This window comes from Brevundimonas sp. AVps4, from assembly GCF_058681525.1.
The window spans coordinates 1,516,099-1,529,950 of the sequence record NZ_CM178741.1; the positions used below are offsets into that span (position 1 = coordinate 1,516,099).

At 69.2% G+C, this 13,852-nt stretch carries 9 protein-coding genes; 1 reads left to right on the top strand and 8 read right to left on the bottom strand.

Translation table 11 applies throughout. The features are described from left to right. Positions 1–13 precede the first annotated feature (13 nt). Positions 14–889 carry a phenylalanine 4-monooxygenase gene (gene phhA, locus ACW178_RS07455; RefSeq protein WP_191558713.1) on the top strand — a complete coding sequence of 292 codons (876 nt, stop codon included), beginning with the start codon at positions 14–16 and terminating at the stop codon, positions 887–889. A gap of 160 nt (positions 890–1,049) precedes the next feature. Here phhA and astB read toward each other — a convergent pair whose 3' ends face one another. The 8 genes from astB to ACW178_RS07495 all read right to left on the bottom strand — a co-directional run bounded on the left by astB (position 1,050) and on the right by ACW178_RS07495 (position 13,819). Next, positions 1,050–2,387 (bottom strand): N-succinylarginine dihydrolase, encoded by a 1,338-nt coding sequence (astB, locus tag ACW178_RS07460; protein WP_191558712.1) that lies wholly within the window; start codon positions 2,385–2,387, stop codon positions 1,050–1,052. Continuing rightward, on the bottom strand, positions 2,384–3,799 hold the full coding sequence (gene astD, locus ACW178_RS07465; RefSeq protein ID WP_287104909.1) for a succinylglutamate-semialdehyde dehydrogenase: 1,416 nt from the start codon (positions 3,797–3,799) through the stop codon (positions 2,384–2,386). The genes astB and astD overlap by 4 nt, the downstream gene beginning before the upstream one ends. A gap of 151 nt (positions 3,800–3,950) precedes the next feature. Next, a complete protein-coding gene (locus ACW178_RS07470; protein WP_191558710.1) occupies positions 3,951–4,958 on the bottom strand; it encodes an arginine N-succinyltransferase in 1,008 nt (335 codons plus the stop codon). Between the two features lies 1 nt (position 4,959). Further along, positions 4,960–6,210, bottom strand: a complete 1,251-nt coding sequence (locus ACW178_RS07475) for a hydrolase (protein ID WP_492025019.1) — start codon at positions 6,208–6,210, stop codon at positions 4,960–4,962. A 50-nt stretch (positions 6,211–6,260) separates the two neighbouring features. Beyond that, entirely contained in the window at positions 6,261–10,487 is a 4,227-nt protein-coding gene (locus tag ACW178_RS07480; RefSeq protein WP_287105828.1) for a translocation/assembly module TamB domain-containing protein, read from the bottom strand. Then, the gene (locus ACW178_RS07485; RefSeq protein WP_287105830.1) at positions 10,484–12,280 is read right to left on the bottom strand and encodes an autotransporter assembly complex protein TamA; all 1,797 of its coding nucleotides are present in this window, start codon (positions 12,278–12,280) and stop codon (positions 10,484–10,486) included. The genes ACW178_RS07480 and ACW178_RS07485 overlap by 4 nt, the downstream gene beginning before the upstream one ends. A 107-nt stretch (positions 12,281–12,387) precedes the next feature. Continuing rightward, a complete protein-coding gene (locus tag ACW178_RS07490; protein ID WP_054765130.1) occupies positions 12,388–12,654 on the bottom strand; it encodes a hypothetical protein in 267 nt (88 codons plus the stop codon). Positions 12,655–12,730: 76 nt separating this feature from the next. Beyond that, positions 12,731–13,819, bottom strand: a complete 1,089-nt coding sequence (locus tag ACW178_RS07495) for a CaiB/BaiF CoA transferase family protein (protein WP_492025020.1) — start codon at positions 13,817–13,819, stop codon at positions 12,731–12,733. Positions 13,820–13,852 lie beyond the last annotated feature (33 nt).

Genomic DNA, 13,852 nt, shown 5'->3' on the forward strand with positions numbered 1-13,852 from the left:
AGAGGAGCGCTCCATGTCCGACTTCGAACATGTCTTTGAAAGGCCCCCGGAAGGGGCGGCCGCCGACTGGACCATTCCCCAGAACTGGGCCGCCTATACCGAGGTCGAACACCGCACCTGGGACACCCTGTACGCCCGTCAGATGAAGATCCTGCCGGGCCGGGCGTGCGACGCCTTCCTGCGGGGACTGGACGCCCTGGACCTGAACGCCGGCGGCATTCCCGACTTCGACGTCATCAATCCTAAGCTTCAAGCCCTGACGGGCTGGACCGTGGTCTGTGTGCCGGGGCTGGTGCCGGACGAGGTCTTTTTCGACCACCTGGCCAACCGCCGCTTCGTCTCGGGTCAGTTCATCAGGAAGCCGGACCAGCTGGATTACCTGCAGGAGCCCGACATCTTCCACGACGTCTTCGGTCATGTGCCCATGCTGACCGACCCGGACTTCGCCGCTTATATGGAGGCCTATGGCAAGGGCGGACAGAGGGCGGCGGGCCTGGGCATGCTGCCGAACCTGGCCCGGCTCTATTGGTACACGGTCGAGTTCGGCCTGATGAAGGAGGCGGGGGCCTTGCGCATCTACGGCGCCGGCATCGTCTCCTCGGCGACCGAGAGCGTCTTTGCGCTGGATGATCCGTCGCCGAACCGGCTGGGCTTCGACCTGGAGCGGGTGATGCGGACGCTCTATCGGATCGACGACTTCCAGCAGGTCTATTTCGTCATCGACAGCCTGGAGGCGCTGAAGGACGAGACGCTGAAGGACTTCGGCCCGGTCTATGACGCCTTGAAGGGGCAGGCCGATCTGCCGATCGAGACCGTCCTGCCGACCGATCAGGTCTTCACCCGCGGCACCCAGGCCTATGCGGCCAAGGGCGGACGGTTCGCGGCCTAGAGTTCTTCCCCCGCCTGCGGGGGAAGTGTCAGGCCGTGGCGCGCAGCGACGCGCCTGACGATGGGGGAAGTCTTCCGTCTGAGTGGACTTCCCTCTCCGACCCTGGTTCGCTGCGCGAACGACGGGCCACCTCTCCCGCAAGCGGGAGAGGGCCTTCATTTCAAACCTGCTGGAACGGATAGAAGTCTCCGCCCAACTGCAAGATCGCCGTCAGTTCGTCCAGCGCCCCCCGGCTCTCGTCCAGCAGGGCGGGATCGGCCAGGTCGGCGGGACGCAGTTCGTCGCGGTACCAGCGGCGCGCCCAGTCTGACAGTCGGGCGTACAGGGCGTCGGTCAGGCGCATGGCCGGGTTGGTCGCGGCCAGCTCCGCCGCGTTCAGGACGACCCGCAGGCGCAGACAGGCGGGGCCGCCGCCGTTGCGCATCGATTGGCGCACGTCGACATAGCGGACCTGGCCGATCGGGCCGTTGGAGGCGGCCAGGGATTGCGCCACCGCATGGCTGCGGGGGTTGTCGCGGGTCTCGGTCGGGCAGATCAGGGTCAGGCGGTCGTCGCCCGGAACCTGGATCAGCATGGAGTTGAACAGATAGGAGCTGATGGCGTCGGCCAGGGGAAGGTCGGCGGAGGAGACCTCGACGAAGATCGGGTCGAACAGGCCGTCGGCGGCGCGGCGGATGGCGTCCTGGGTCGCGGCCGTATCCTCGAAGGCGAGGTCGTGGAAGAAGAGGGTCTCCAGCGCGCCGACGCAGACCACGTCATTGTGGAAGGTTCCGCCGGCGATGGCGGCCTTCGACTGCTGAGCCAGAACCGGGCGCCCGGCCGCATGCCGACGGGCGATCGCCTGAGAGGCCTCGCGCGTTTGGCGCGCGGGGTAGGGGCCGTCCCAGGGCTCGAAGGCTTCTCGGCCCCAGACCAGCAGATTGACGCCCGGCGCGCCATGCTCTGTGCACAGACGGACATGGTTGGCGGCGCCCTCGTCGGCCAGATGGGCGACGGAGGGCAGGGCGTCATGGACGGCGAACCGCTCCGGGTCGGGGAAGAGGGCGTCCAGCGCACGTTTGGTCTGCTGGTGTTCCAGCGACCGGTGCAGATTGGTGATCAGGTTGGCGGGGGTGAAGTGCACCCGCCCGTCGGCGGCGTCGGCGCTCGGCGTCACGGTCGCAGCATTGGCGGCCCACATGGGCGAGGCGGAACAGGCGGCGGCGGCGAAGGACGGCGCATCCTTCCAGGCCTGTTCCAGCACCTGGGCGTCCGAGCCGGTGAAGCCCAGGGTGCGCAGGAAGGGAATATTGGGCCGCTCATGCGGCGGCAGGACGAACTGGGGCAGGCCCAGGTCCGCCAGGGTCTTCATCTTGTCCAACCCCTGCAGCACCGCCGCGCGGGGATTTGACGCCTCGCCCTTGTTCAGGCTTGAGGCCAGATTGCCCGGCGACAAACCGGCGTAGGAGTGGGTCGGCCCGATCAGGCCGTCGGCGTTGGCTTCGACGGCGGTGGTCATAGCAGCCCCTTGATCTCGCCTTCGATGTTGGCGACCGCGTCGGCCTCGAAGCTGGCGACCGGATAGGCGCAGTAGTCGGCGGCGTAATAGGCGCTGGGGCGGTGGTTGCCGCTGGCGCCCAGGCCGCCGAAGGGCATGTCGCCGGCGGCGCCGGTGGTGGGGCGGTTGAAGTTGACGACGCCCGCGCGGATGCGGCGGATGAAATGGTCCCAGTTGGCTGGGTCGTCGCTGATCAGGCCGGCGGACAGGCCGTAGCGGGTGGCGTTGGCGGCCTGGATGGCGGTCTCGAACGTCGGGACGCGGATCACCGACAGGAAGGGGGCGAACATCTCCTCGTCGGGAACGTCGATCCCGGTCACGTCGATGACGGCCGGCTTGACGAAGGCGCCGGGCAGGTTGGCGACAGGGCCGGAGGCGCGGATCACCTTGGCGCCCGCGTCAATCCGCTGTTGCAGCGCCTTCAAGGCGGCCTCGGCGGCGCGGGCCGAGATCAGCGGTCCGGCGTAGGGTTCGGGATCGCTGTCCCAGGGACCGAAGACCAGGCGGTCGGACAGGGCGGCGATGGCTTCGACGATCGCATCGCCTTGAGCCCCTTCCGGCACGATCAGGCGGCGGGCGCAGGAGCAGCGCTGGCCGGTGGTGATGAAGGCGGACTGCACCGCTATGCCCGCCACGGCTTCGGCGTCGGCGGCGTCCCAGACGACCAGGGGATTGTTGCCGCCCAGCTCCAGCGCCAGGATGACGTGGGGATCGTCGGCGAACTTGCGCCGGAAGTGGGCGCCCGCCGCGCCGGAACCGGTGAACATCAGGGCGGCGATCCCGGCGTCGAGCAGGGCCGCGCCGGTCTCGCGTCCGCCCTGGACCACATTGACCACGCCGGTCGGCAGGTCGGCGGCGGCGAAGGCTTCGGCCATCACCTGACCGACCAGGGGCGTTTCTTCCGACGGCTTGAAGACGACGGTGTCGCCGGCCAACAAGGCGGGGACGATATGGCCGTTGGGCAGGTGACCGGGGAAGTTGAACGGGCCCAGGACCGCCGCCACGCCGTGCGGTCGATGCCGCAGGGTTGCGCGGCCGAAGGCGGTGTCGCTGGTCCGTTCGCCGGTGCGCTCGTCATAGGCGCGGATCGAGATGTCCACCTTGCCGATCATGGCGGCGGCCTCGGTCTTGGTCTCCCACAGCGGCTTGCCGGTCTCGCGGGCGATGGCCTCGGCGATCTGGGGCGCGCGGTCCTTCAGCACGGCCTGATAGCGTTTGACGGCGTCGATCCGGTCCTGGCGCGGGCGGTCGGCCCAGTCAGGGAAGGCGGCGCGGGCGGCGTCGACGGCGGTCTGGACCTGGGCGGGGGAGGCGGCCTCGCCCTCCCAGTTGACGGCTTCGGTGGCGGGATCGGTGGATTTGAACACGGTCATGGCACAGAGACTCCGCTCATCCCGGCGAAAGCCGGGACCCAGTTCTTTCGCATCGCCAGTGCATCGGATGACCACCGGCCTCTGATCTCACACATCCTTCGCCCAAAGTACTGGGTCCCGGCTTTCGCCGGGATGAGCGGATGAGAGTGGATCACGATTTTACTCGCACGCTGGCGCCTGCACCCACCTTGAGCGCGGCGGCGGTTTCGGCGGTCAGGCGAACGGCGTCGCCGTCGATGTCGGCCTTGGCGCGGACGGCGCGGAAGGCGGCGACGCTGTCGGTCGAGATCAGGGCCGGCAGTTCGGCCTGAACCGTATCGACCAATTCGACCTTCAGTCGGCGGGCGTCGCGCACGGTGCGGATATTGTCGCGGCCGCAGGCGACGGTCGGACCGGCGTCGAAGATATCGACCAGACCGTTGGGCCGGAACCCTTCGCTTTCCAGCAGGGCCATGGCGGGCACGCCCTGGGGATGGACCTTGCCGATCACCGCGCGGGCCGGTTCGGGCAGCAGTTCGACATAGATCGGGTGGCGCGGCGCCAGGTCGAGGATGAATTGCTTGTCGGTCGAGCCGGTCATCCGGTCGGCGTCGTCGAACTCCATCGGGAAGAATTTGTGGGCCACATGGTCCCAGAAGGGGCAGGCGCCGTCGGGGGTGAAGACGCCGCGCAACTCGGCCAGGACCATGTCGGCGAACAGGTCGGGCTGGGCGCCGATCAGCATGTATCGCGACTGGCTGAGCAGACGGCCGGCGCCGCCCTTTCGCCGATCCGCCTTCAGGAACAGCGACCCGACCTCGGTCCAGCCGGTGCATTCATTGACCAGCACCAGGGTCTGATGGTCCAGCTTCACACCCAGGGACGGCGACTGGACGGTGTTGTTGACCACGCGGAACGAGAAGAAGGGGCGTTTCAGCCCGACGGTCGCCTTGACCGAGCCGACGCCGTCGATGTCGCCCGTGTCGCCGTCTTCCAGCATCAATGTGTACCAGGCTTCCTGCCAGGGAACCTTGCCCTCGAAACTGGCCTGGCTGAGGTCCAGCCGCTCGGCCAAGGCGTCGGGATCCTCGGGCAGGCTGGTGAAGCCGGGGCCGGACAGGATGGCCAGTTCGAGCAGATGGTCGAGGTCGGCGGGGCCGGCGGGGCGGACGACAAGCATTCTACAGGGTTTCCATCCGCAGGGATTTCAATTTGGCCGCGTCGATCTCGCCCGAGGCGATCTTGCACAGGATAAGGGCGCTGAGCTGGGCGCGTTCGACGAAGCTGTCGGGCCAGGCGAACTCCTGGTCCGAATGGATGTCGCCGCCGCGGACGCCCAGGGTGTCGATATTGGGCAGGCCGGCGGCGTGGAGATTGTTGCCCTCGCAGACGCCGCCAGAGGGTTTCCAGGCGATGGACTGGCCCAAGAGGGCGCCGGCTTCCTTCACCGCTTCGAACAGCGCAGTCTGGGCGGCGTCCATCGGCTTGGGGGCGCGGGTGAAGCCGCCGTGCAAATCCAGAGTCAGGCCCTCGAACGGCGGCGCGGACACGATGGCGCGGACGGAGGCGTCGATCCAGTCGGCGGCGGCCTTGTCGGGCGCCCGCACGTTGAAGCGGACCACGGCGTTGTCGGCGACGACGTTCAGGGCGCCGCCGCCGGAGATCTTGGCGACGTTCACGGTGACGCCCTCGTGCCTGCCGTTCAGCCCGTGCAGGGCGGCGGCGATCATGGCCGCGCCCGCCACCGCATTGCGGCCTTCGTCGAAGGCCCGGCCGGCGTGGGCGGCCTTGCCCGTGACGATCAGGTGATAGTTGCCGCTGCCCTTGCGCGCCCCCGCCAGGGTGCCGTCCGCCAGGGCCGGCTCATAGGTCAAGCCGACATGGCCCCGCGCGCCCAGTTCGGCCAGCAGGGGGGCGGAGGCGGGCGAGCCGATCTCTTCGTCCGGGCTCAGCAGAACGGTCCAGCCCACGCCGTGACGGTCGGGGTGGGTCTCGAAGGCTTCGAGCGCGGCCAGAAGCACGCTGACGCCGCCCTTCATGTCGGCGACGCCGGGACCGTTCAAAGCGCCGTCCGGGCGCGTCGTCACGGTCTGGAAGCGGCTGTCGGCGGGGAAGACGGTGTCGTAGTGGCCGGTCAGGACCACCTGGATCGGCGCCTCCGGCCGGGCGGTGATCTTCAGGGCGTCGGCGTGGGCCTCGGTCCGCACCGATCCGTCGTCGGCGACGGTGGTGGAGCCCTGGGTCGGGATGCGTTCGACCGTGGCAGGCAGGAGCCGGGCCTCAGTCTCCAGCGCGTCCAGCACGGCGTTCAACCCGGCGGCGTTGCGGCTGCCGGAGTTGATGTTCGCCCAGTCGATGGTGCGGCCGATGATGGCGTCACGTCGCCCGGCGACATGGTCCAGGACGGCCTGGTCGGCGTTCAGAATCCGCATGGCCGGACCCTAGACGCCGCGCGTCCAAAGGTGAAGGTCGGGCCGACAGATTACCGGTTCGGACGACGGTCGGCGCGCTGGCCGGGGTCGCGGCTTTCCCGACGCCAGCGGATCGACAGGCTGGTTTCGCCCTGGCCGCCGAACTGCGAACTGATGGCCAGATTCCGGCGCGGTTGCCACTCCACCTTGACCGCCGCCCCGCCTTCACCGCCGCCGATGACCTCCAGATAGACGTCGTCGGTGATGTAGCGGCCGCCCGCCACCGTCAGGGCGCTGGCCTGTCCGCCGAAGGACAGCCGGTCCAGCCCCGCCAGTTCGCGCAGATTGCCGATGACGTCGAATCCGCCGCCGCCCGCCAGGGCCGCGACCCCCGCCGCCAACTGCGCCGCCTCGAACGGCGACAACTGGGCGGCCGACCGGCCGAACAGCACCTGGGACAGGATTTCGTCCTGGGGCAGGGCGGGGGTGGAGGTCAGGGCGATCTTCGGCTGGGCGGCCGTGCCGGTGACATTGATGGTGGCGGTCAGGGCCGCGTCCTCTCGCGTCGCCGACAGGTTCAGGCGGATGTCCTCCGGATCGGTGGACAGGGTGACGCGGCCGGATTCGTCGAAGACGAAGCGCTTGCCGGCGAACTCATAGTCGCCGCGCACCACATTGGCCGTGCCGGTCAGCTGGGGTTGGGCCACAGTGCCGCGCACCCGGGCGTTGACGTCCAGCACCACGTTCAGGCCGCGGCCGCTGACCCGCACCTTGCCCCCGCTGGAGCGCAGGGCGATGTCCAGGCCGATCTGAGGGCCGCGCTGGCGCACCTCGGCTTCCTGGTCGTCTCCTCCGGGCCGGTTGATCTCGACCACGTCCATGGAGACGATGCCGCTGGAACCGGGCACCTCCGGCTCGATCCGCGCTTCATCGACATTGATCTGACCCGACAGCTGGATGTTGCCGTCCTGGCCGCGGACGATGGTCACGGGGCCGGTGGCGCGGGCCTCGCCGATGTCGTTGTCGATCACGCGGAAGCGGGTCAGGTTCAGCTGGGCGGTCGAGCCCGAGCCTTCGCGCAGGCCGATCCGACCCTGGCCGTTCACCGTGCCGCCCGCCGTGTCATTGGCGCTGAAGGCCTCGATCAGGGCCGTGGTGTCGTCGAACCGCGTCCTCAGATTGAGGTCGCCCAGAACCAGCCCCACCGACTTCTCGCGATAGGAGCCTTGCGACAGGTCGAACCGGCCGTTCAGGCGCGGGGAGGCCAGGGTGCCGGCGATCGTCGCCCGGCCGTCCACCTGACCCGCCAGGGTGCGATCACCGCCCAGGAACAGATCCCAGATCGGCTGAATCTGTCCATTGATCGAGACATTGCCGGACATTGGACGCTGGCGGGCGATCGCCAGCCTCAGCGGCGCCGCTGAGGCTTCGACCGGCAAGGTGATGTCGGCGGCCGCCTGAACGGCGTCCTCGTCCGAGGCGACGGCCTTCACCGTCAGGCTGTTGTTGATCAGGGTGGCGTCCAGGCGGCCGTCGACCGCCAGGCCGCGCGGGGCGTCGATGCTGCGGACGTCCTGCAAGGTGACGTTGGCCGAACCGGACAGATCGTCCCCGGCGCCGCGCAGAGAGACCCGGCCCGTCGCGCGGCCGCGCAGATCCGGGGAAATGGTCTGGAGATCGACGCTGGTCAGGTCGGCCTGGATGACGGCGATCCGCGAATCCTGACGCAGGTCCGCCATCAGGATTCCGCCTCCGACGCCCAGGTCGAGGTGGGCGGCCCGTTCCGCGCCGTTCAGAGTCAAGGTGGCGGGGGTTCGGGTGGTGAAGGCCACTTCGCGGACCCGGCCGCCGCCGCGCAGGCTCAGGGTCTGGGCGTCGCCGCGTCGCGAATAGACCCCGGTTCCATTGAACTGGGCGGGCGTGCCGCCGCCGACGTCCAGGGCCAGGGTGAAGGGCAGATTGTTCAGGGTTCCGCGGCCGTCCAGATCGACGGTGCGAATGACCCAGCTTTGGCCGGACAGACGGACGTTTCGCCCGCTGACGTCCAGGATGGCGCTGTCGGAGCCGCCGCCCTCGGTCAGGCGGACCCGCCCGTTGGCTTCGCCGGAAGCCAGGAAGGCGCCGGCGCGCGCCGTGAAGGTCAGGTCCGCGCTGGAAGGCAGGTTGTCCGACAAGGCCACGGCGCCCTGGGCCGTGACGCCGCCGGCGTTGACGTCCAGATCGCTCAGCCTGATCCGGTCGCCGCCCAGGGCGAAATTCCCCGACGCGCGGGCCGGGCCGTAGTTGGAGCCGCTGGTGATCGTGATCCGGCCGTCCGAGGCGTCTGCGCCCTTGCGGAAGCTCAGGATCAGGTCGGCGTTGGTCAGGATCAGTCCGCCGGCCGTGACCCGGTCGAACCCTGCGGTCAGATCGACGCGCGGCTGAGACAGGGTTCCGGTCAGGGCGCCTTGTCCGTTCATGTCGCCGGCGATTTCGACCGGACCGGCGGCGAAGGGGCCGCGCGCGTTCCAGTTCAGGGCCAGCCGCAGGCGGCCGTCCGTTTCGATCAGCCCCTTGGCGCCGGCCCGTCCGGCGGCGCCGGTCAGTTCGCCGCGATCCACCTCGATCCGCCCGCCGTTCAGCTTGCCGTCCAGCTGGAGACGCGGCGTGCGGCCCAGAAGACGGTCCAACTCGTCCATGCCCACGCTCAGCTCGCGGCCCCGGCCGTCGAAACTGAGGGTCCAGGGCGCGCCCGTCTTGGCCGAGGCGGCGCGAATGGACCCGCCGAAGGACCCCTTGCCGCCGGGGCGGATGCGCGAAACGTCGGTCAGCCGCACATCGCCGCGGAACCCCATGCCGCCCAGAAGATTGCGAGAGCCGGATCCTTCGACCGACAGCCCCTGGCCGTCCAGATCGATCTTCTCCAGCAATAGGGCGCCGTCCTTCATGCGTGCGGCTTCAAGCTGAACGCGCGGAGCCGCGCCCAGCAGACCGCCGATCAGGCCCTGGGTCGAACCGCCGAAGGCCCGAACGTCGCCGTCCAGATCCATCCGTCCGTCGCGGACCTGCACGTTCAGCGGCCCTGCGATCCGCGTCGCCCTGTAGCTGGCCAGGTTGGCGTTCAACAGGGTGGCCTGGCCTTCCAGGCTCCAGGTCTGGGCGTCGCCCTTGAACAGACCGGAATAGGCGGCGGGACCGGCGACGTCCGCACCCGTCAATCGGCTCAAGGACGCGGTCTGAACGTCCAGTCGAATTCCGTCGGGCGAACTGCGGTCGGACATGCGGATGACGCCCCGCGCTTCGGAGGCGACGTTGTCGGAGATCAGTTTCCAACCCACGCCCTGAAAGGCCTTGTCCTTGGCCGGGACCATGGCGAAGCCGAACCGCGCCGTGCGCCCGACCCGTTCGACGAAGGGGGCGAACAGGTCCGAGCCGCTGAAATCGAAATAGCCCGAGACCCGAGACCCGGCCTCGCCGAACCGTCCGTCCACCGTCAGCGGGACGAAGCGGCCGGTCTGAACCTTGGCCCGCACCAGGTCGGCGTTCACGACCGCAACGGCCGAAAAGGGTTCGTCCGGCGAATAGCCCAGGGCGCCGGCCAGGGGGCCGCCCTGGGCCTCCTTGGCGCGCAGATCGACGCGCGTGTCCTCCAGCTTGCCGCCGAAGGTCGCCGCCAGGCGCAAAAGATCGCCGGGGCGATTCAGACTGTCGGCCTTCAGCTCGGCGTGTTTGGCCCCGCGACGCGGCAGGTCGACCATTCCCGACAGATCCCAGCGCCCGTATTCCTTGGAAAAACCTTCCAGCAGTTCGACCCGCGCCGAGAACTTGTCGATATCGACGTCGATCGGCTGGGGGCCGCCGGGCTCGCCGCTCGGCGCGTCCAGAATGGGGCGGCGGATCAGTCGGATCACATCGGCGCTGATCTCCGTGGCGTGAAACCGCCGCGTGACCAGGGGCCAGTAGGACCAGTCGACCCTGACGTTTCGGGCGTCCAGCCAGACCCCCTCGCGGTCCGTGACCGTGACCCGCTCCAGGGTGAAGTCGTCGAACAGATCGCCCTTCAGCCCATAGACGTTGATCCGGCCGTAACGGCTGATCTTCTGGCCCTGGACGAAGCCGGACACCAGTTCTCGCCCCGCATCCGAGACGATGTACATCCGGCCGCCGATCAGGGCGATCAGCGCCAGCACCAGCACGCCGCCGACTATTCCACCGGCGATCAGGGCGATCAGCTGCGGCAGGCTGCGCTTGCGGCGCACCTGGGCGGCGGTTTCTTCGGGCGCGGCTTCAGGCGCTTGTTCGGGCGGCTCCTGGGTCAAAACGCCTGCCCGATGCTGATGTAGACTTGGAAGGCCGAGTCGCCTTCACGCTTGTCCAAGGGGATGGCGACGTCGGCGCGGATGGGGCCGAACGGCAGCTTGTACCGGACCCCGACCCCGGCGCCGTAGCGCATGTTGCTGAAGTTGGGCGTCTCTTGAAAGCCCACGGCGCCGGCGTCGACGAAGGCCACGGCCTGGAAGCTCTGGCCGATGTCGTGACGAACCTCCAGAGAGGTTTCGAACAGCGACAGACCGCCGCGCGGGGTCTGATCCGGCAGTTGCGGATTGACGCCCTGGTAGGAATAGCCCCGCACCGATCCGCCGCCGCCAGAGTAGAACAGACGGTCAGACGGCACGCTCAGCTCGCCGCCGCCGATGATGGCGCCGAGGCGAAGGCGCCCGGCCAGGACGGTGCGCGCCTGGTCTTGCAGCGGCAGATAGGCGGTCGCCTGGGCCTCATTGCGCAGGAACAGGACCGTATCCTCACCGGCCACGGCGGTCGGCTGAACCGAGGCGGTCACGCGCCATCCCCGCGTCGGGTTCAGGGGGTCGTTGGAATTGTCGATATAGGCGCTGGTGCGGCCGGTCACGATCGCCAGATCGCGGTCGAAACTGACCGCGCTGGGCGGGACGGACGTATAGTCGTATCGGTTCTCGCGGTACTGGCCTGCGTCCAGACCGACGCCGTAGTTGAAGTAGGAGGTCCGGCCGATCCGCTGCTGCAGCTCGGCCGCCAGCACCAGGGCGGTGCGTTCATAGGCGTCGGTGTCCTCCTTCACCACGCCTGCGCTGAGCTTCAAGGTGCGGCCGGGCTTGCGCCAATGGGGCAGGGACAGATCGGCGCCGATGCGGCTGTCCAGCCGAGCGAACCGGGTCTCAAGCGCCAGGGTGTCGGCGCGGCCGAAACGATTGTAGCGGGTCCAGATGAAGTCGACGCCGGCGCCTTCCTTGGTGGCCCAGGTGGCGCCGGCTTCCAGCACGCGGCGGGGCCGGTCCTGGAGCGTCACGATCACGGGACGCAGCCCTTCGGCGGTGGTCTGTTCCGGCGGCGCCAGGGCGACGCCGACGCCGTCATAGACGCCGGTGTCCAATAGTCGGCGCTCAAGTTCGCCGACCTTGTCCGGGTCGTACCGGTCGCCTTCCCGCCACGGCGCCAGGGCGGCGACCCAGGCCTGGTTGGTTCGACCGGGTCGCGGCATCAGGACGCCGTCCAACAGGACCGGCCGGCCCGATACGATGCGGTATTCGGGCGCGACGGTGAAGGCGGCATGATCCACCACGACGCGGCGGGGATCGGCCTTGGCGTCCGCATAGCCGTCCCGCACCAGGCGCGCGACGATCCGCCCTTCCGCTGCGATCACATCGACGGCGCGGCCCGGATCGCCGGCCTTCAACCCGATCGCGGCCCTGGCGTCCTCGGCCGCCTCGGCGTCGGGGGCGGGGTCGATCCAGCTGATGGTCGGCGGGGTCAGCACGAAGCGGCGACCCGGCTCGACCGAGACGATGGCGGTCGGCCGCTCTTCGCCTTCGACGATGTCTTCGAGCACCGGCTGATAATAGGCTTCCGACCTCAGCAGGGCCTCGGCCGCCGACACGGCGCCGCGCGCGCGGCGGCGGGCGTCGAACCGGCTTTCCGGCGGGCCGTCCACCTCGCCGATGGCCCGCTCCAACATGCGGCGCAGCTCGGTGTCGACCTCGCCGCGGATTTGTGCGCGGGGATCTGCGACGGCGGCCTGGGCGAGAAGGCTGCAGGTCGTCAATGCGGTGAGAAACAGGGCGGGCCGGATCGTCAAACTACAGCTTTCGTCAAGATCACGGCCTCCGGATCGGCGCCTCGGCACGCCCTTTCAAGCGCTTAGGTAAGCCCCTATCCGACCGCAGGAGGGAGGGACAAGGCCCGTCAGTAGAACAGGGTTTCGCTTTCGGGCTGAACCGACTGTTCCGAAGTCCGCTCTTGCGGCGGCGGCGGGGTCTCCTCAGGCGGCGTGGGCGCGGGATCGGTCACTTCAGGGGCGACGACCGGCTCGCCGGCGGCCTCGTCGGTCTCGGCGGGTTGTTCAACGGGGGGCTGGTAGCCGTCTTCGGGCCGAGACTGGCGATCCTCACAGCCCGCCAATGCGGACGCGGCCAGCGCTGTCGCGGCCAGAATGAAGATCGAGCGTCTCATGAAAAGCGGTTCCCCTGGGTCGGTCCTGCAACGTCTGTCGCGCGGCTCCGTTCCATAGCGCCGAAAACGCCTTCGGTCATCCGGGTTCCGAGCCCCAGCGCAGTAGGGCCGCGTCGAGGGGAAGGGGCGGCGGACTTGCGACCACGGAGGGCTGGTCGTCGAAGCGGGGCGAGGGGGATGGGGCGCCGTCTTCGAACGTCCCACGCGCCTGATTGTGCGGATGAGCCGGCGCTTCGCCCAGGCTGAGCACGGGGGTGACGCAGGCCTCCGTCCCGGCGAAATGCTCCGCCCAGTCGTCACGGTTCCGGGCGGCGAACAGGGCGGCGAAGCGAAGATGAAGATCGGGCCAGGCGGAGGTGTCGTACTGAGGCGCTTCGGCGGGGTCGATCCCCAGACCCGAGAGCAGGGCGAGATAGAAGCGGGGCTCCAGCGCCGCGACCGCCACATAGCCGCCGTCCCGGCAGATGTAACACCGATAGAAGGGTGCGCCGCCGTCCAGAAGGTTGGAGCCGCGGCGGTCGTTCCATAAGCCCTGGGCGCGCAGGGCGTGGAACAGGCCGCCCAGCAGGGCGGTCCCGTCCGTCATGGCGGCGTCCACGACCCGTCCGCGCCCGGTGGTTCGGACCTCCAGCAGGGCCGCCAGAACGCCGACGACCAGCATCATCGCCCCGCCGCCGTAATCGCCGACCAGATTCAAGGGCGGCGTCGGCGGTCGGTCCGGCGATCCCATGGCGTGAAGCAGACCGGTCAGTCCGATGTAGTTCAGATCGTGTCCGACGGTCTGGGCCAAGGGGCCGCTCTGTCCCCAGCCCGTGATCCGCCCGAACACGAGGGCGGGGTTTCGGCCCAGCAGATCGGCCGGACCATAGCCCAGACGTTCCATGACGCCGGGACGGAAACCCTCGATCACGGCGTCGGCGGACCCGGCCAGGCTCAGAACCCCGCGCCGGTCCGACGCCGACTTCAGATCCACCGGCACGGCGGCCCGATTGCGATGAAGGACGGCGCCGCCCACCTCGGAAAAGACGGCCGGACCCGCCGCATCCGAGCGGGTGAGGCGCAACACCTCGGCCCCCATGTCGGCCAGCATCATGCCCGCGAAGGTGACGGGCCCCAGTCCGTCGAATTCGAGGATGCGAAGTCCGTTCAGCGGTTTCATATGCATTGAGTAGCAGACCCGGTCTTGACCGGAAGGACG

What these genes read in the sequence shown, in the direction of transcription:
- astB (WP_191558712.1), bottom strand. Translation starts at nt 2,387, where the DNA reads ATGACCACCGCCGTCGAAGCCAACGCCGACGGCCTGATCGGGCCGACC.
- ACW178_RS07475 (WP_492025019.1), bottom strand. Translation starts at nt 6,210, where the DNA reads ATGCGGATTCTGAACGCCGACCAGGCCGTCCTGGACCATGTCGCCGGG.
- ACW178_RS07490 (WP_054765130.1), bottom strand. Translation starts at nt 12,654, where the DNA reads ATGAGACGCTCGATCTTCATTCTGGCCGCGACAGCGCTGGCCGCGTCC.
- phhA (WP_191558713.1), top strand. Translation starts at nt 14, where the DNA reads ATGTCCGACTTCGAACATGTCTTTGAAAGGCCCCCGGAAGGGGCGGCC.
- ACW178_RS07470 (WP_191558710.1), bottom strand. Translation starts at nt 4,958, where the DNA reads ATGCTTGTCGTCCGCCCCGCCGGCCCCGCCGACCTCGACCATCTGCTC.
- astD (WP_287104909.1), bottom strand. Translation starts at nt 3,799, where the DNA reads ATGACCGTGTTCAAATCCACCGATCCCGCCACCGAAGCCGTCAACTGG.
- ACW178_RS07495 (WP_492025020.1), bottom strand. Translation starts at nt 13,819, where the DNA reads ATGCATATGAAACCGCTGAACGGACTTCGCATCCTCGAATTCGACGGA.